The sequence below is a fragment of the Peptoclostridium sp. genome (genome assembly GCF_009881055.1).
Taxonomy (GTDB): domain Bacteria; phylum Bacillota; class Clostridia; order Peptostreptococcales; family Peptostreptococcaceae; genus Peptoclostridium_A.
Genome location: NZ_WXFG01000015.1, coordinates 32,112 through 50,670 on the forward strand (window position 1 = coordinate 32,112; position 18,559 = coordinate 50,670).

18 protein-coding genes and 1 rRNA gene are annotated in these 18,559 nt (G+C 44.4%); 4 read left to right on the forward strand and 15 right to left on the reverse strand.

Going from position 1 to position 18,559, the window contains the following annotated elements:
- Positions 1–105: 105 nt before the first annotated feature.
- Positions 106–1,470 (reverse strand): PP2C family protein-serine/threonine phosphatase, encoded by a 1,365-nt coding sequence (locus GT589_RS02665; protein WP_293395585.1) that lies wholly within the window; start codon positions 1,468–1,470, stop codon positions 106–108.
- A 269-nt stretch (positions 1,471–1,739) separates the two neighbouring features.
- Between GT589_RS02665 and GT589_RS02670 the strand changes: the two genes are divergently transcribed.
- The 3 genes from GT589_RS02670 to GT589_RS02680 all read left to right on the forward strand — a co-directional run bounded on the left by GT589_RS02670 (position 1,740) and on the right by GT589_RS02680 (position 4,472).
- Positions 1,740–2,606, forward strand: coding sequence for a DMT family transporter (locus GT589_RS02670; RefSeq protein ID WP_293395588.1), 867 nt, complete (start codon positions 1,740–1,742; stop codon positions 2,604–2,606).
- Positions 2,607–2,709: 103 nt separating this feature from the next.
- Positions 2,710–3,519 (forward strand): histidinol-phosphatase HisJ family protein, encoded by an 810-nt coding sequence (locus GT589_RS02675; RefSeq protein ID WP_293395591.1) that lies wholly within the window; start codon positions 2,710–2,712, stop codon positions 3,517–3,519.
- A gap of 116 nt (positions 3,520–3,635) precedes the next feature.
- Positions 3,636–4,472 carry a CHAD domain-containing protein gene (locus tag GT589_RS02680; protein WP_293395593.1) on the forward strand — a complete coding sequence of 279 codons (837 nt, stop codon included), beginning with the start codon at positions 3,636–3,638 and terminating at the stop codon, positions 4,470–4,472.
- Positions 4,473–4,607: 135 nt separating this feature from the next.
- Here the strand turns inward: GT589_RS02680 and GT589_RS02685 are convergent, their stop codons facing one another.
- The 5 genes from GT589_RS02685 to GT589_RS02705 all read right to left on the reverse strand — a co-directional run bounded on the left by GT589_RS02685 (position 4,608) and on the right by GT589_RS02705 (position 10,975).
- Positions 4,608–5,870, reverse strand: a complete 1,263-nt coding sequence (locus tag GT589_RS02685; protein ID WP_293395596.1) for an efflux RND transporter periplasmic adaptor subunit — start codon at positions 5,868–5,870, stop codon at positions 4,608–4,610.
- 19 nt (positions 5,871–5,889) lie between these two features.
- Complete coding sequence (locus GT589_RS02690; protein ID WP_293395599.1) at positions 5,890–8,253, reverse strand: ABC transporter permease; 2,364 nt, start codon at positions 8,251–8,253, stop codon at positions 5,890–5,892.
- A complete protein-coding gene (locus GT589_RS02695) occupies positions 8,250–8,954 on the reverse strand; it encodes an ABC transporter ATP-binding protein (RefSeq protein ID WP_293395602.1) in 705 nt (234 codons plus the stop codon). The genes GT589_RS02690 and GT589_RS02695 overlap by 4 nt, the downstream gene beginning before the upstream one ends.
- 222 nt (positions 8,955–9,176) lie before the next feature.
- Positions 9,177–9,833: a PHP domain-containing protein gene (locus GT589_RS02700; RefSeq protein ID WP_293395605.1), complete on the reverse strand. Its 657-nt coding sequence runs from the start codon at positions 9,831–9,833 to the stop codon at positions 9,177–9,179.
- Positions 9,834–10,081: 248 nt separating this feature from the next.
- Complete coding sequence (locus tag GT589_RS02705; RefSeq protein ID WP_293395608.1) at positions 10,082–10,975, reverse strand: diacylglycerol/lipid kinase family protein; 894 nt, start codon at positions 10,973–10,975, stop codon at positions 10,082–10,084.
- 196 nt (positions 10,976–11,171) lie between these two features.
- Here GT589_RS02705 and GT589_RS02710 point away from each other — a divergent pair, with 196 nt between their 5' ends.
- Positions 11,172–11,651, forward strand: a complete 480-nt coding sequence (locus GT589_RS02710; protein ID WP_293395612.1) for a hypothetical protein — start codon at positions 11,172–11,174, stop codon at positions 11,649–11,651.
- A 25-nt stretch (positions 11,652–11,676) separates the two neighbouring features.
- Here the strand turns inward: GT589_RS02710 and GT589_RS02715 are convergent, their stop codons facing one another.
- From GT589_RS02715 to rrf, 9 genes are all read right to left on the reverse strand, one after another.
- The gene (locus GT589_RS02715; protein ID WP_293395615.1) at positions 11,677–12,594 is read right to left on the reverse strand and encodes a Ppx/GppA phosphatase family protein; all 918 of its coding nucleotides are present in this window, start codon (positions 12,592–12,594) and stop codon (positions 11,677–11,679) included.
- 25 nt (positions 12,595–12,619) lie between these two features.
- On the reverse strand, positions 12,620–12,937 hold the full coding sequence (locus tag GT589_RS02720) for an FtsB family cell division protein (RefSeq protein ID WP_293395618.1): 318 nt from the start codon (positions 12,935–12,937) through the stop codon (positions 12,620–12,622).
- Positions 12,938–12,941: 4 nt separating this feature from the next.
- Positions 12,942–13,199 (reverse strand): RNA-binding S4 domain-containing protein, encoded by a 258-nt coding sequence (locus GT589_RS02725; RefSeq protein ID WP_293395621.1) that lies wholly within the window; start codon positions 13,197–13,199, stop codon positions 12,942–12,944.
- A 168-nt stretch (positions 13,200–13,367) separates the two neighbouring features.
- Complete coding sequence (locus tag GT589_RS02730; RefSeq protein WP_293395624.1) at positions 13,368–13,646, reverse strand: HU family DNA-binding protein; 279 nt, start codon at positions 13,644–13,646, stop codon at positions 13,368–13,370.
- 74 nt (positions 13,647–13,720) lie between these two features.
- A complete protein-coding gene (gene mazG / locus GT589_RS02735) occupies positions 13,721–15,172 on the reverse strand; it encodes a nucleoside triphosphate pyrophosphohydrolase (protein ID WP_293395627.1) in 1,452 nt (483 codons plus the stop codon).
- A gap of 13 nt (positions 15,173–15,185) precedes the next feature.
- Positions 15,186–16,628 (reverse strand): aminotransferase class I/II-fold pyridoxal phosphate-dependent enzyme, encoded by a 1,443-nt coding sequence (locus GT589_RS02740; protein ID WP_293395629.1) that lies wholly within the window; start codon positions 16,626–16,628, stop codon positions 15,186–15,188.
- 178 nt (positions 16,629–16,806) lie between these two features.
- Positions 16,807–17,451, reverse strand: a complete 645-nt coding sequence (locus tag GT589_RS02745) for an SdpI family protein (RefSeq protein WP_293395632.1) — start codon at positions 17,449–17,451, stop codon at positions 16,807–16,809.
- The gene (locus tag GT589_RS02750) at positions 17,438–17,734 is read right to left on the reverse strand and encodes an autorepressor SdpR family transcription factor (RefSeq protein WP_293395635.1); all 297 of its coding nucleotides are present in this window, start codon (positions 17,732–17,734) and stop codon (positions 17,438–17,440) included. Before GT589_RS02750 ends, GT589_RS02745 begins: the two co-directional genes overlap by 14 nt.
- 714 nt (positions 17,735–18,448) lie before the next feature.
- Positions 18,449–18,559 (reverse strand): 5S ribosomal RNA (rrf, locus tag GT589_RS02755); the annotation flags it as partial.

The following is an 18,559-nucleotide window of genomic DNA, read 5'->3' on the forward strand; positions in this document are numbered from 1 at the left end:
CGACTTATATTATACTTTCTTACTTTATCAAAGTAAAGCAGAAAAGCAAAAATATATGTTTTCTTCATAAAAAAAGCCCCGCCATTTGCCAGCAGGGCCTGTAATCTAGTATTCTCTATGGATTGCAAGAAATGCGATGTCGTCTCCGAATCTGCTCTTCCTGCTGTGTCTTGACATCTCAAGCAGCATTATCTTGAACTGCTCTTCCAGGCTCATGTCCTTATTCCTTACGAACATGCTCTTGAGCCTTTCGATTCCCATTTCCTCTCCCAGGGCATTCCTCTCCTCGACGGCTCCGTCAGTGAGGAGTATGAAGCTGTCGCCACTTTCAAGGTAGATTTCCCTGTCCTCATAGTCAAAGTCGAACAGGTCAAGCCCAAGGCCGTTTATCGGGAGTCCTGAAATTTCATATGTGCCCACAGTCCTCTCAAAGCCCTTGACGTGCATAGGCGGCACATTGTGTCCGGCATTCGATATTGTGAGCGTATGGCTTTCAATATCTATAACGCCTATAAATATACCTATATACATTTCCTCGTCCATTTCTATATCAAGGAATCTCTTTTGAAGCTTCTTGAGCACCTTGGAAGGAACAAGTCGCTCTCCCTTTTTCTCATAGTACTTCACAAGCCCTTTTAGTGTCTGCTTGAGAAACACAGTAAGCAGGGAAGCCCCCACGCCGTGACCGGATATGTCCGCCATGTAGAACACTATGCTGTTTTCGTCATTGCACTCTATGACATCGTAAAAGTCACCGCCCAGATAGTATGACGGCTTGTAATTTCTGTAGAAGGTGTAGTCACCGAAATTTATGTAGCCCGATGGCAGTATTTTCTTTTGTATCTTTTGAGCAAGCTTGAGCTCCCTCCTGCTATTTTTGTTCTGCTCTAGTATTATCTTTTTCTCCTCGTTTATTATGGCGTTCTTTTCAAGCATTACCTGTTTTTCGCTCATGACCTCTTCGAGGAGTATCTGGTTTTTCATTACCAGCCCGCATATTGGACCGTAGCGCTTGAGTATTTCTATCTTATGGGGTTCGAGCTCATCAAGGCTGTCAAGCTCGAATCTCATACCGGCTATGTTTTCTCCTATGTACTTTATAGGCATTACAATGCTGGCAGGAGTCTCATTTATTACGTAGACCTTCTCCACATATAGGAAAAAATAGTCCTTTCCAAGCTCGGTGCGCATGAGGTTTATCTTTTTTGTCTCCCCGTCCTCATAGATATACCTCGCATAAAGCCCCTCCATTGATTCCTTCCTTATAAGCATAGTTCTCTTTGCCCCGAGAAGTTCAGAAAGGTGTTTTATTACAAGCCTAGTGACCTTCTCTATGCCCTTGGTCTTAAGCAGCAGCTCCAAGAACTCTATGAGAAGCAGAACAGTATCGTTTTCCATATGGAGTTTTTCTACAGCACCTTTCAGATATTTGTTCTCCTCTAAAATGAATTGCGAATACTGCTCGTTCAACCCGAATCACATCCCAAAACTATTTTTGTGTATAACGGATAATAATCTCAATAAATCCCCATGTTTTTATTTTTATCTATGTATAATTACTATTCTACCAGACTTTTGGGCAATGCCCAATAACAATATCGCTGTTATTTCGAATTAACCGGAAAAATTTTATATATCCTTGATGCTGAATTTATTCTGATTTTGGAGTATCATATTATAGTGGCTAGTGATGGCTCAAGTTCACAAGCATAACATTTTAAGAAAAGAAGGTATATTTCATGAAAAAAGGCTATATCTATATTATATTGTGCGCTTTCATATTCAGCACAATGGAGCTTGCCGGCAAGCTCGTAGCCGGCTCACTGAGTCCCATACAGGTTACGTTTATGAGGTTTTTGATAGGTGCTGTAATGCTGCTTCCCCTTGCTGCCACTGATTTGCGAAGGAAAAGCATAAAGCTTGAACTGGGCGATTACGTTTATTTTTTTGTTCTCGGTTCGCTTTGCATACCCATATCAATGGTGCTCCACCAGCTGTCAGTAGTCCATACTCAGGCCTCAACGGCTGCTATAGTTTTCAGCATAAATCCGCTGTTTACGCTGCCGTTTGCTTTTTTCATACTGGGTGAAAAGATAGAAAAAAAAATGGTAACGGCACTTTCTGTAAGCCTTGCGGGCGTAGTTTGCATATTCAATCCCTTTGCCGTAAGCTATGACATACGGGGTATACTTCTCGCTCTGGCATCCGCTCTGACATTCGCGCTCTACACAGTGCTGAGCAAATCGAGGCTCTCAAAATACGGCGGCTTCATATTCAATTTCTTCACTTTTGCAGCCGGTGAGATAGTTCTTTTTGCAGTACTCTTTGCAAACGGCACTCCTGTTTTTTCGAGCATCACACCAGAGAGCCTTCCCGTTATCATATACATGGGGATTGTGATAACCGGCCTTGGATACATATTCTTCTTGGAGGCCATAAAGCTGACCTCCCCAGTTACGGCATCCTCTGTGTTTTTTATAAAACCTGCGCTTGCTCCGTTGCTTTCCATGGCTTTCCTGGGCGAGCGCATATCGCTCAACGTGGCCATCGGAATGCTTCTCATAGTATCAGGCTCTGTTATGAGCTACAGGGCCAGGGCCAGATAGAGCTCTTTAGGCTGTATATTCATTTATATTCATGTGTCAACATGTGAAATAACGCCTTTTGGGTGTTAATCTATAAAAATAAACATAGAGGGGGTTGATTGTTTTGTATTTTTCCGACTATCACGTGCATTCTCATTTTTCAGATGACTGCAGCGAAAGCATGGAAGCGATGGTGAAAAAAGCCATAGAACTGGGTCTTAGGGAGTTGGCTTTTACCGATCATGTCGATTTTGACTACCCTGATCCCAACTTTCCATTCCTTATAGACTACGACAGGTATACCGAGGAATTCAATGCCATGAAGGAGAGGTACAAGGGCAGCATCGAGCTTCTGCTTGGGGTTGAAATAGGCATGCAGCCTCATGTTTACAGCGACATAGAAGCTCTCGTCTCGAAGTACCCTTTCGATTTTATAATAGGCTCTGTGCATGCTGCAGACAGGATGGATTTTTGTTCTCCCGACTTTTTTATAGGCAAGACGCAGTATGAAGCCTACATGAGGTATTTCGAGAACGTGCTCGAAAACGTAAAGCTGTATTCTGCGATGTTTGACGTGCTCGGCCACAAGGACCTTATAGTGAGATACGGAGGCTTCGACTCTACGGATGTAGACTGGCTGTATTTCGACGAAATAATAGACGAAATCCTCAAGGTTCTCATCAAGAACGGAAGGGGTATTGAGCTGAACACCTCGGGCTTCAGATACGGTCTTGAGCGTCCGCATCCGCATCCATATATACTGGAGCGCTACAAAAATCTGGGTGGGGAGATAATAACTCTGGGCTCTGACGCCCACACCGCAGGGCATATATGCGCCGATTTCGACTTTGCCTACAGCATGCTTAAGGATTACGGCTTCAAAAGCATATGCAGCTTCAAATCGAGAAAGCACAGCTTCATAGAAATCCCTTAGCACAGCTCTTGTTGATGCTATAATGCTGCCGCCTGTTTATCGCGGCAGTTTTTTTGTTTTTTTCATATTGTTATGGAGATATATATAATATGACTAAAGCTCGAGGAGGCCATTTTATGAAATGCGAAGTTGATTTGATAGGCGATTATCTGGACAAACTGCTCCACAAGCTGGATTCAGAGCTCAATAAATGCAAGGCTCATCCATCCGAAAAATCAGTGCATGACACGCGTGTTTGTCTAAGGCGCATAATGTCAGCAGTCGAGATTCTGGACACGGTTTCTCAGACTGATGAATCCATATCGCAAAAGCACCTCAAGCGCCTAAAGGAGATTCACAAACTGTTTAGCCCCATCCGGGACACTCAAATTTCAATGCTTTATGCACATGAAATGATAAATGATTTTCCTTCCATTGGTATTTTCGAGGAGTATCTGGAATCGCGCGAGAAGAGGCTATCCTTCAAACTTCAAAAGAAACTCTCCGATATGGATATCTATCCTCTGCATAAGGTCGCAAAAGCTGTAAAACTTGAGGTGGCCGAACGCTTTGGAGAAAACGGGCTGCTCGGCAACCTCCGGTCGACTACGGACAGAGCCTTCATCAAAGTGGTAGAGCTTATAGACCATGTGGACACGGATGATCTTAAATCCGTCCACACGGTCAGGATAGCCTTTAAGCGCTTCCGGTACATGGTGGAATTGCTCAATGAGCTGCAGCCCGTCGAAGAGTATCTGCTAAATGGAATGAAAGCCATACAGGATGAGCTCGGAGCCATTCAGGATATTACCGTCGTAGAGGAGCTTTTGCAGCGCTTCATAGAGAAGAAATCGCCTGGTGGGCGACTTCTTTCGCTTGAATACCATGAGTTGCTCAGCAGGCGGAAAAAGCTGGCTGAAAGCTTTGCAGCGAGTGCGAATGATATTACGAATATGTGGAGTGTGCTTAGATGATGGTCTCGCCATTCTATTTCGTTTTGTGATTTCCTCTTGGCTCATGAAAAAGCGCAATATCTGCAATTTCGAAAACTCGCTACGCTCAGACAATTCGAAATTGCTATGATATTGCGCTTTTCATTCTCCGGGAAATCATTCAAGCGGTTCTACTCGCTTGCCATCTGCAAGGCCTGTTGCCTTGCGGTCGAGTATTATTATTTCTCCTTCCTCGAGTCCGCTTGATATCACGGACATGTCTTCTGTTTCAGCACCAATTGTAACGTTTCTTAGCTGTGCTTTGCCGCTTTTTATGACAAATAGGGAATCCTTGTCCTGGTACTTGAAGAGGGCTCTTTTGGGAACGGCTATTGCGCCCTCGCTTTTGCTTATTATGAAGTCCAAATCAACCTTGTAGCCGGGCCTTAGCATGGATGTGTCACCCGATAGCTGCACTATCGTCTTGACTCTCTGCTCGACAAGGCCTATGGCCGAAACAGTCTCTTCCGCCGAGGGGTCTATCCTCGAGACCGTTCCGTCAAATACGAAGTCCTGGGGCTTGTGCTCGAATGTGATTCTAACGCCCATGCCCTCTTTAAGGTCAACGGAGTTCTCGGTCAGCACCATGGACTCTATCTCGATTTGCGTACCCTCTATAGTGGTCATAAGCTTTTCTCCATACTGGACGTACTGGCCTTCCTTTGCATCCACAGTCCTAACCACTCCGTCGGACTCAGCCCTTATTACGCCCTTGGACGTGTTGCTCCTCAGCAGGTCTATCTGGGCCTGTATTGATTTTTTCAGGCCTGCAAAGTACTGCTTTGTGGCATTGGGGTCGCCGTAACTGTTCTTGATGATCTCTAAAGCCACCTTCTGGTCATCCAGCACGCCCTTTAGCTTTTCCATGTACAGCCTGGCATCATCGAGCTGCTGCTTTGATACGGCATCCTGCTCGTATAGCGCTGAGGCCTTGCTGTATTTGTCAATAGCATCCTGGTAGTCCCTTTGCGCATTTTCAACCTGCATGGTCTGCCTCTTGATTTCCAGATCCCGATTGAGAGTGAGTTCTCCGCGCTCCTGTCCTTGGATGCTCTGGAGCTGTCCTTCCAGCTGCCTGATGCTGTATTCATTGTCGCTTATGTCAAGCTGTGCTATGATGTCTCCCTTTTGTACAGACATTCCTTCCTTTGCATTTAGTGATTTCACCTTTGCAGCAAGCGGCGAATAGTAGTCCTGCTCCCCCTTTGAAAGGACTGTGCCCTCGTCCTGGAAGCTGTCCTCTATGCTCGTTTTCTGAACCTTGTATGCTTCAAGGCTGAGCGGCGCCAGGTAACTGCTTATGGAGGCATATATTATAGCTGCTGCTGTTAGTCCTATTATTCCCCGCTTTATCCATTTTTTTGCGTTGTTGTTCTTCATAATTTTCACCTCCAACTGATTATTCCCTTTCCTTTAGAACCTCCACCATGTCGAGCCTTGAAATCTTTCTGTATACTGAAATCTGAGCAGCTATTACAGATACAATGGCAACTGCCAGACCAGCCTCAAACGACCTTAGGTCTATTGAGTATGGAATAGTGAAAAGGTCCGTGCTCATACCCTGGGCTATTACCCATCTCAAGCCGAATGTTACAGGTATGCCTATTATCCATGAAGCCATTGCTATAAGCCACTGCTCGAGAGCTATTATCTTGAACACCTCCGGCCTTGTCATTCCAATCACCCGCAGCGAAGAGAGCTCACGCTCCCTTTCTGAGAATATTATTGTCGAAGAGGTATATACAACCGCAAAGCCGGATATAACTCCGAACACTACAAATACCCACTGCATGTATTTGTAGCTTTCCATAAGGCTGTTGAACATCTCAATTACGCTCTCTTTCCGGTCTAGGGATGACACATTCTTTCCCTCTATATAGTCGTTGTTAAGACTGTCAAACGAGCCGTCCTTTATATTCATCAGTATGGAGCTTGCCATTGTTTTATGGCCTAGCATATCGCACAGGGCGCCAAGTTCCATATAGGCGCTTACTCCGAAGTACTGCGGTACGACTCCCGATACCGTTGTGCTCACCGTATCTCTTGTGGCCCATGGACTTTCAATCTCAACCTTATCACCTTCCTTTAGCCTGAGCGAATTTGCCAGCCTTTCGGAGAGTATCATCCCGTTGCCTTTTATATCGACTCTGCTTCCCTTGTTGTCCAATATGTGGTACAGCCTGCTTCCCTCTTTTATGCCTATGCAAAGAGCATCCTTTTCAAGCCAAGCGTTTTTGAGCCTAACCGGTGCTTCAAGCAAAGGCTCCGCCTCGACCACGTTTTCATTATTGATTATCTCCGAATAAAGCTTGCCTGCATCGAGGGGGTAGTAAAAGCTCATCTTGGCATCGTATTTCTGAATATCGGTGAACTGCTCGTCCATCATTATCTCTACTGTAGTCATGAATGAAGACATTGTGGCTACTATGCTGAAAACAAAAATCATGCCCAGCATAGTGAAAAGGCTTCTAGCTCTGTTCCTGAACAAGTTTCTAACCGCCATTTTGGAAAGAGAGTTCAAATTTCTCCAGACAATCTTGAGCCTTTCCAAAAATATAGTGTGCGTCTTGATTTCGACCTCTGTCCTTAGCGCCTGGGCAGGCGTTAGCACGAGTATCCGCTTTGTACCGCTGTAGCCTGCAAAGAGGCTGAATATCAAGGCAATCAGATTTGCCTGGAAAAAATATTCTATGGGGTATGTGGCGCGCAGATTCGGAAATGTAAAAAATTCCCTGTACATTTCAACGAAATAGTTTTCAAGCCAAAATCCCAGAATCCCTCCAAATATGCCGCTCAGCACACCTACTACCAAGCTGTAGCCCATGTAGTGCATGAATATTTCCTTCTGATTGTATCCGAATGCCTTTAGAATCCCTATCTGACCCTTTTGCTGCTCGACAATCCTCCTGAGCATCATGTAGAGCACAAAGCTTGCTACTGAAATAAATATAAACGGGAAGGTCTTGGCGGTATTCTCCAGCTGCACTATCTCGTTGTTGAGTATGGAATGGCTGACCTGGTCCTTTCTCTCGTATATACCCTTGAGTCCGTAATGCTTGAGCCTTTGCTTCAAAATGCTCTCCACATCATCATATGTGTACCCTTCCTTGACAGTAAAGGCAAGCTCGTTGTAGATGCCCTTTTCTCTGAAAAGCCCCTCCATGTTGGAGTAGTCTATGTAGGCTACTCCAAACAGGAGCGGATCTGGGTATATCTGTTCTATGCTCCTTATTGCATATACATAGTCCGGGCTCACTGCCCCTCCCAGCACCTTGAGCCTTGTCTTTTTGCCTTCGGCTATTACCTCTATTATGTCTCCAGACTTTATATTATTTGCATTGTAATACTTTATATCTGTCCATACTCCGTCTCTCGAAGAGCTTATCTGCTCGCCCTCCATTGCCACCGGCTTGTTAAGCATATTGGGGTTGTCTGAATCTATTGAGACCATTCTGATGTATTTTGCCTGTTTTGATTCGCTGTCATATACCCGGACGTCTTTTACAAGCTTCCCCTGTATTCGCTCTATTCCCTCAATATTAGCAAGTGAATCCACCGCATTTACGGGAATCCCCGTGACCTGGGCGAAGCCGTCTCCGAAGCTGGAGCTTTCATAAAAGTCGTCAAGTGCGCCCTTGAGGTCGACCATTACCATGAACATTGAAGTGTATACGCTAAGACCCATCATCATTACAATCGCGCAGGAAATATAAACCAACTTGTGTCCCATTATGTCTCTTATAAGCTTTTTGCGAAGTATCACCAGGACACCTCCTCCGGTTTCATAGGCTTCTCGTTCACCGCGATTCTTTCTATGCTTCCGTCTCTTATATAGAACACCCTGTCTGCCATCTTGCCGATATCCGAGTTGTGCGTTATTATGACTACCGTCTTGCCGAGTTCCTCATTGAATAGCTTGAGAAACTTGAGGACCTCCACTCCTGTTGAAACGTCAAGCGCTCCGGTGGGCTCATCGCAAAGTAAAAGTTCCGGGTTCTTTGCAATCGCCCGGCCTATGGCCACTCTCTGCTGCTCACCGCCGGAGAGCTGGGCCGGGAAGTGGTTCTTCCTGTCGCGCAGGCCTATTTTTTCCAGCACGTAGTCTATCTCGAGGGGATCCTTTGCTATCTCCACAGAAAGGCTTATGTTCTCGCCCGCCGTGAGATTCGGCATCAGGTTATAGAACTGGAATACGAAGCCCACGCTGTTTCTTCGGTATCTGGTTAGCGCACCTTCGTCGTATTCAGATATGAGCTCATCCTTGTAGTAGAGCTCACCGCCTGTTGGGGTGTCCATTCCGCCTATGATATTTAGCAGCGTACTCTTTCCGGAGCCGCTGGGCCCCAGGACTACCACAAACTCGCCCTCGTATATTTCAAAATCGACCCCACGCAGAGCAGTCACTACGACTTCTCCCATCTGGTAGTCCTTCCTTATCCCATTGCCTTTTATAAGTGTATTCATAATATCGCCCCTGTTTTTAGAAAAGCTTTTTGCGTATCATTCTCTTATTACCCTCTGCGCCTTGCTTTGCTACATTTTTTGGCAAAAAAACTCAAATATTATAAACTACAAGGCACATCTGATAGCCTCTGATTCTACCTACACCTGTTTTATTTTGCATTTTAGCGCATAAAAAAAGCTCCGGATAATTATCCGGGGCTCCTGTCTTTTAATCACTAAATTCTATACTGCCGCTTTATTATTTATTATACTAGGGTATGACTCTATTGTTTCAAACCTTCCTTCAACAAGTGCAGCTGGATGCGTACGGCCTGACTTTACCGCATCTATGAAATCCCTCGTATCTCTTATTCTTCCATCAAAAATTGTGGCATACCTGCCTATTGCATCTACTGTATGTGCATCACTTGCACCCAAAGACGGAATATTAAGCTCTGCTGCAAGGCCGTATGCGTCCAGGTTGTCGCTATGCCTTGTACTTCCATTGAACGCCTCTATTCCTGAAAGTCCCTTCACTCTTCGTATCAAATTGCCCATTCCTCTATTGTTCTTTCTGAACGGATGAGCGCTCATAGCCACTCCACCGGCTTTTAAAGTCATATCTATTAGCTGCTGAGCATGGAGCTTTTCGGTCGGAAGGCGATCGAGGCCAAATACGGTTATGTCTCCTTCATGGGTGAGTATCTCAGCTCCCACTATTATGAGGAATCCGGTCTCTTTTGAATACTCGTGTGCCTTTTCCATTATCTCATTGCTCTCATGGTCTGTTATGCAAACGCCGTCAAGACCGATCTCCCTTGCCCTTTTTACTATGTCCTCAAGCGAGAGTTTGCTGTCTAGCGAATATGTCTTTTCATGCATGTGCGTATCTATGATCATGGCCTATTCACCTCTGTCTGTTATGTAAAACAAAATCGACATTTAATTGAATTGTGTTTTCATGTTCTATTTTAATTATATCTAAAATTTGGCTACACTTAAAATTGAATTTGCTTATTGCATTATATTCTTCTATTGAAACTATCTATAACTAAACAGGGCAAGAACTTTCGGACAAAAAAAATGGAAAAGGCCATCAAAAGTTTGCTTTTGGCTGGTCTTCCCCATTTCGTTTATATATCTGCAGGTTACGGCACACATATTTTCAGTGCTTTGGAAAGTATTCCGAATTCAGCGGGGAATCCTCCCCCATCCTCACCGTCTACATCTATACGCAAGTCTGTTTTTAGCGTCTCCACGCGGAGGCTGTCCGTCTTGAAATACTTGACTGCATTGTTTGTCACATGCTCCCCTCTCAATATACCCAAAAACAGGTTTGCAAAGTCAAGTATGTCTGTCTTTTCTATTATCACAACATCGAAGAGCCCGTCATCAATTGTTGCATCAGGGGCGAATTTTTTAAAACCACCTGCAAATGTAGTATTCGATACGGCAAATAGAGAAATTTCACTTTCAAAACTCTCTCCATTAACTGTGAATCTTAGCGGAAACGACTGGAATATCTGCTTGGGAATCTCCTTTAGTCCTTCGGCATAATATGCAAATCTTCCCAGTATCGTCTTTGATTCAACCTTTGTAGTCAGCGCTATGTCGGTGAAAAGCCCGCAAGCAGCGACATTCACGAAATATTTGTCATTCAATGTGCATACGTCTACTGCTCTGGTCTTCATGCCCCTTATCATGCGGCATATTTCGTCTATTTCAGAGGGCATATTGAAAAATCCCGCAAAGTCGTTGACCGTTCCTGCAGGTATTATGACAAGCGGCACATTGGCGCCAGACTTCATCATGCCGTTGACAACGTGATTTATGGTTCCATCCCCGCCAAGGGCTATTATGACATCAACGCCAGACTTCATTCCATCTCTTACAGCTTTTTCATAGTCAAAATTCACGCTTGTGTCAAATTTTTTAACGCTGCTGAGCGTGCCGTCGAGCACAAGCCTGCCGACAATGCTCTCAAGATTCTTTTGAAGGAATGTTCTTCCAGAAGAGGGGTTGTTTATTATGAGCGTTTTCATGGTTTCCTCCGTGATTATATTATGCTATATGATTTATTTGACATATTGTTATATTTATACCATCGGCGCATGACTTCTAAAAGCTTTTCAGGTAATCTTATTATACAACCTTCGCTCTCTCCAATATTTATTGATACTATTTGCCTGTACAAGGGTATCAGTATCATATCAACATAAGAGTAAGCGAGGTGATGTTATGAATCAAGATGACTTCATACAAAAAGTTCTTTCCAAAACATTCTGGGGCAGCTTCCTGTTTCTTAACGGAGAGGTGCTCGGCAGCAACAACTTTGAAGGCGTCTTCTACAACGGCGAATACGTTGATGACGAAGATGAACTTGCAATACTCAGGGAGTGGATAGTTGCCGCCATGAACAGTAAATCGACCGAAACAATCGATGACACCGAAGCGATATGGAAAAAATACCCTATCGAAGTGCTCGAAGACGGCAGGGTTCTTGATTTTTCAAAAATTGAAACCGAGCCTACTCATGATATTTTTTTCGTCATATTCATGAAGGACAACACATGGGAGATACAAATAGAGGAGACCGAAATAGAATTCGAAGATTCAGAACTCCTAGGCTCTGATGAAGACTGGACTGATGAGGATATTTTTGAAGGCGAAGATGGAGTAGACATATATGTCAATCCCGATGAACTCATAGACGAGTAAAAGCCCTGCATTTGCAGGGCTTTTCTTATATGTTCATCTTTTTTGCTATGAGACCTTCCAGATTGTCATATTCGCTTACGGCCATTCTGTCAAAGCATATCATTCTGAGTATTATCTCGAGTATGCCGACTCCCGCAGTTATGATGTCGGCTCTTTGTGGCTGTAACCCTTTTATCATCCGCTTCTCACTCAGCCTCATGTTCTTGAGGCTGCCAAGAAGCTGGCTGATTTCACTGTACCTAATCACGCTGCCGTGTATCTTTTCCATGTCGTAAGGCTCCATTTCCTGGAGCATTGCAGCTACAGACGTTATTGTTCCGCCTATGCCCACAACCTTTTTGATGTTGAGCTTGCACACCTTGTCTATGGTATCGTCAAGCTCTTCCGATATATAGCTCTCCATGAGCCCGTATTCAAGCATGTCAACCGGATCCTGCCTTAGAAATTTTTCAGTCATCCTGAGAGCGCCTATGTTCTCGCTCTTTATGAACTTTATACCGTCCTTGTTGCCCACTATGAACTCTGTTGAGCCGCCGCCTATGTCAACAACCAATATGTTCTCATCCTTGCGGTCGAGCCCCTGCAGCACTCCTATAAAGCCCATGTCCGCTTCCGCAGCGCCGCTTATTATCTCTACTGCTATACCTGATTTTTCTGCCGCCCTTTTTACAAATTCGTCCGAATTTTTACTATCACGAAGAGCTGACGTTCCAATGGCCCATATCTCTTCACAGCCCTCATGCCTTGCCAGGCTGCCAAATTCGTCGAGAGAATCCAAATTCCTCTGTATGGCTCCTTCGCCTATTATGCCATCCCTGTCCACATCAAGCCCCAGCCTTGTTACATTTATATGCTTTTCCCTGTTTTTGAAATCGCCGTCTTCATAGTCAGCTATGAGCAGTCTCATTGAATTGGTTCCCACATCTATTGCAGCAACTTTCATATATATTCCCTCCAAACCTATGCTGCTATTTTGTGCCTTGCGAGTCTATATACATTATCTCCCCGGGCTTTACCATCTTGAGTCGTTCTCGAGCTATCCGCTCTATGCTTTCAAGGCTTCCTACGCTCTCCATCCTTTTGCGAAGCCCCTTGATTTCAGCCTCTTCATTTTTTATGTTGCGCTCTATGCTTGCTATCTGCGACTTGTACTTCCTTATTGTGATTTCCTGCTTCACAAGCGTCACGCAGACATATGCAAATATTAATATTACAACTACATTGACAGCAAGCCTCTCATAATTCATCTTTCTTCTGGGGCTCTGCTCGCCCTTTCCTTCATACATGGGGCTACAGCTCCATGTCCTGCTGCATGACTTCATACATTTCACAGGCTTCCTTTTTGAGAACATGCTCCCTTATTTCAGTGACCTTCACCTTTGTGAGCTTTTCACCGAATCTTATCTCGATTATATCTCCAATCGAAATCTCTGTTGAAGCCTTTGCTGTTTTTCCATTTATGCTTATTATCCCACTATTGCAGGCCTCTTTAGCTATTGTCCTTCGCTTTATAAGTCTTGATACCTTCAAAAATTTGTCCAGCCTCATCTGCCATTCCTCCAAAGCCACATTATTAATTAAAATCATTATAGTTTTTATTATACCACAAGAAAAAGCTATTTACACTTTCGTGAATCAGCGCATATAAATCCGTACCCGCAAAAAAATAAAAAGCACGGATAACATCCGTACTTTTATCTTTTATGTATAATTATATTATTTGTTAACTATTTCCTTAAGTCCTTTTCCAGCCTTGAACACTGGAGCTTTAGATGCTGGTATTTCTATTTCCTGCTCAGGATTTCTTGGGTTTCTTCCTGTTCTAGCTGCTCTTTCTCTAACCTCGAAAGTTCCAAAACCAACTAGTTGAACTTTGTCATTGCTTATAAGAGCTTCTTCAACTGTCTTCATGAACGCGTTTAGAGCTGCCTCTGCATCCTTTTTAGTTAGGTTACTCTTTTCAGCCATTTTAGCCACTAATTCAGCTTTGTTCACAATAACTACCTCCTCATAAAATATATTAAGAATTTATTTAGTAACACTTTTGGAGTGTCTTGGACAAACCAAGTTTAACCCAGCACTTTCTTAGCCGCTTCCCAGAGTATGTCCATCTCTTCCAATGTCATTTCCTGAATATTCTTACCCATTTTTGCGGCCTCTATCTCTATAAATTTGAATCTTCTTATAAATTTTTCAGTTGTACCGTTGAGCGACTCTTCCGGATCGACTTTCAAGAACCGGGCTAGGTTGACTATTGAAAACAGCAAATCGCCTAACTCTTCCTGTATGTATTGTATATCGCCGGCTGCATGCGCGTCAACAACTTCTTTGTATTCTTCCCGAACTTTTTTATACACATCCTCGATCTCTTCCCAGTCAAAACCAACATATGCGGCCTTGGTCTGGACCTTGTGAGCCCTTATGAGAGCCGGAAGATGCCTCGGAATTCTCTCCAGCCCTTCCGCCACAGTCTCTTCGCCCTTTTCAGCCTTCTTCATGTCCTCCCACTTCTTCATGAAAGTGGATTCTTCGTACTTGTCTTCCCCGAATACGTGAGGATGCCTGTATATAAGTTTATTGCATATGCTGTCCGCCACCTCGTCAAGGTTGAACATGCCCTCTTCCTTTCCAATCTGTGAATGGAATACAACCTGCAGGAGCACATCGCCAAGCTCCTCTATCATACCTTCCACATCATCATTTTCGATTGCGTCTGCAAGCTCGTAGGCTTCCTCAATCAGACACTTTTTGATGGACTTGTGGGTCTGCTTTATATCCCAGGGACAGCCATCCTTGGATCTTAGCTTCTCCATTATGTCCTCCAGGTCTGATACGCCCTTGAATTTTCTGCTTGCACCTCCCGGCACGTACACGCTCGTCAGATGGTCGAAGCCTTTGTAGTGATCAAGCTCACAAAGCGGCATGCCTACTATGCTTTCGCTGTCCTTTATCCCTGCGTGCCCAACTACGTATATGCCCTGGTCATCGTCATAATGCTCCATTAATTTTAATTTTGTATCCGAAGCCACCAGTTTGCTGTAAACCTGCGTTATAATTACTGCCTTGTCGCTGCTGAGCTCCCTGCTCTTGAAGCTTAGCGCGTCAAGCAGCACGAAACCATCTGAAGGGTCGAAGCCAAGAGAATTGAACATTGCGTCTACAAAGCTCATCGACGGTATTATTTCAAGCTCTATGCCCTTCTCGCAGGCCAGCTTTTCTATCAGCGAAACGGTGTTCTCCGCCACCCTAGGGTGCCCAGGAACAGCGTATACGACGCCTCCTTGCGCCATGGACACTATGTGCTCTGCAATACCCTTGTAGACCTCCTCAAAGCTGCATTCGGTTTCATAGTACCTGTCTAGAGAATCAAATTCCACCCCTTCTCTTATCAGCCTTTCAACTACCGGATGCTCCTTTGTCCTTAGCACCGCGTGCTTTGAATTCTTCAGGGCATCAAGCGCCCCTTTGCTTATCAGGTCAATGTCTCCCGGCCCGAGGCCGACTATAGTTATCTTGCTCATTAAAAATCACTCCCTATAAATGCCTCTTTGGCATGTCTATCACCATGACGCTTTTATTTTCATCCGTACCTACACCGTTTACCTGCATTCCCATCCCCAGTGCCTCTGTTACATATTCAATTACGTCATCTCTAATGAGCTCTCCAGGCGCAATCAGCGGTATACCTGGCGGATACGGGATTATGTAGTCCCCGCTTATGCAGCCCCTGGATTCTTCCAGGGAAACCGCCCTCTTTTTCATGTAAAAAGCGCTGGATATGCTCGCCAACGCTTTGGGCATGGCAGTGGGATACTTTGGAATCTCCTGATGGTTGCCATGGCGCTTCAGCCTGTCTATTTCGCAAAGCGCAGACCTGACCGCATCGAAATCACTCCCGTCATTGCCTATGCTGCTTACAAAAAGTACACCATAGGGCGTTGAAAACTCCGGCTGTATGTTATAACGCTCCCTAAGCAGCTCCTCGATTTCATACCCGCTGGCGCCAGTAGCCGTTGTAAGCACAAACAGCTTGGTTCTGTCAAATATGCCCGCATTTCCCTCATACAGCTTTATATTTTCAAAGCACTCAAATTCCTTGGCTATGTCATCTATATGTCCTTGCAGTTCTTCCATAAGCCTTTCCCCGTGCTTTTCATATACGAATGCAGCCATCTCAAGCGAGCTCATGAGCAGATATGACGGACTCGACGACTGCAGCATACGCAGTAAGCTCCGAAGTCTTTCTCTGTCCGCCATTTCCCCATTAACGTGCAGCATGGAGGACTGCGTAAAAGAGCCCAGAGTCTTGTGCAGACTACATATGGCAATGTCCGCACCCAATCTTATGGCAGGCGATGGCAAACGGCTGCTAAGGCCCAGATGCGAGCCGTGCGCCGCATCCACAATAAGCGCCATGCCATGCCTATGTGCCGCCTTGCTTATGCGTTCTATATCAATGCAGTCTCCGTAATAAGTCGGACTTGTTAAAAACACGGCCTTGGCATCCGGATTTTCTTGTATGGCCTCTTCTATAGTCTCCTCAGATGCCGGCAGCGGTATGCCCCTTTGAGCATCTATACTCGGTTTGAGATAAACCGCATCGATTCTTCCAAGCATGCAGGCATTGTACGCGCTCATATGGCTGTTCCTGTCCATGATAAGCTTATCCCCCGGTGAGGTGCAGCTCATTATCGCGGCATGAATGCCTCCCGTAGTTCCGTTGACAAGAAAAAAGGACTCCTCACTTCCAAAAATTCTGCTCGCTGCCTGCTGAGCCTCCATTATTACATCCTGGGGATTATGGAGATTGTCAGTATCGGGAAGTTCTGTCGTATCAATTCCCAAAATCCCGTCCTCATAATCGATTATTCCAAGCCTTTTAAAAAGCTTTCCCCCATTATGGGCCGGCACATGGAACGACACAGTACTCTTCCCCGCTATTTCACGCAGCCTTCTATTTAAAAAAAGCTCTTCCATGCCATGCTCCTTTTTATTATATGATAAAACCTTTAACACATTGCAACCATGCCATTTATATTAACAGCGTGCTATACAGATAGTATATCACAGCCATTCGCACAATATGCAAAATACCGCCTCTCTCACAAAAAAAAGAAGCCAAAGTCAAAGCTTCGGCTCCCTGATCCTATATTTATCACTGTTTACTCTCCGTCTCCTTCTTGAATACAAAATAAGAATATATAAATATATATAGAGTGAATCCTATAGTACCTCCAACTATTATAATAAACTTAAGCATTGAGCTTTTTAAAAACGCACTCAGGATGAATGCCGCTCCAATGGCTATGAAACCGTACCCGCCAACCCTGTGAGTCTTCTTCCATACATTTTCATTGGCAAGAGTCCAGGGGGTTCTTATTCCGAAAAAATAGTTCTGTCTTATCTGGCTCATGAAATTCCCTATCACAATGAACATCACGCCAATGCCCATAGAAACAACAGTTGACACATCCAGATTAAGCCCAAGGCTCACAAGAATAGTCACCCAGTGTATTACAATTAGGAATACTAATATTAAGCCAACAGTTATGCTGTATGCTTTCTTATGCTTTTCATACGACTTCTTCTTTGGATCTATCTTTGGAAACAGCATCATCAGCATATAGAGCACCAGCGGAAGCAGTGCAGTTATAAAAACGTTGTTTTTGCCTCCCACCCGGTCCACCTCGCCCTGTATGTTCCAGTGAAGAGGTATGGTATCAGGCAGATAGCCATATACAAAAATAGTTCCGATTATGGATATAATTATAAGCTCTAATATGAATTTATTTGTTTTCATTGTCCTGGTCACTCCCTTCAGCAAAATCAAATATCCACTTTACTATTTCCTGCATTGCCGTTGTGTTTATGGCGTATATTATATTCTGGCCGTCCTTCTCCCAAAGCACCAGGTTCGCATTCTTTAGTATATTCAGATGGTGGCTTATAGAGGGTTTGCTTATGTTGAAGTAATCGGCTATCTCTCCCGCGCTCATATCCTTCTCCTTCAAAAGCTCAAGTATCTTGCGTCTTGTAGGGTCTGAGAGCGCTTTAAACAGATCATTCAAGCTATCCACCTCCATTCGATGTATTCTTTTGGATTGTTTAGATATTTAGGTAATCATCTAAATATATTATACTGCTTTTTCATATTTTGTGCAATATCTCTGTCAAAAAAGCTACTTTGACTGTTCTTATTCTTTTGAAGCTGCGTTGCTGCTTAGGCTTTCTGGCTTTGCTACTGACTCTGCATGATAAATTGAGCGCCGGTTTCCCTCCCACACCGCTCTTGCGTGAATCTTTTATTTTTTTTGCAGCACTTTGAATAGCTTGATTTGCTTAGTCATTCATCCAAATAAAAAAAGCCGGGCTATATAAGCCGGCTAATCGATGTTTATACAAATGGGCCATTGGACAGATCTCTCGTGGCAAGAATCCAAACGGAATAAAAGAGGCTTGATTTAATGAGTTGCGATGCATCTAGATATATGCGTACTTTGCAGCGTAAATCCGATGAAAGAATGCCAGGTCTTTTTGAGGCTTGTTTTGATGAGGCTGCAGGCGAAGCATATGCCCAAAGCCGCAGAATTTTGAGTGTCTGAGCAGCGCAGCGCGAGTTCTCAAAATTCAAGAGCTTTGAAATATGCGAGCCTTTGCAGCCTCCAAAACGAGACATAAGACCGGCTTTTTCATCGGATTATAGCTGGCAGCTGCAGCATCGTATGAGCCGCCTGGAAATCCAAAAGCGGAGTCTAAGACCGCCTGTTTCTTGTATTGATGCAAAAAATAAAAAGATTACGCAGCCACGACCTACTCTCCCAGGACCCTTCGATCCAAGTACCATCGGCGCTAAGGAGCTTAACTTCTGTGTTCGGCATGGGAACAGGTGTATCCTCCTTGCTATAGTG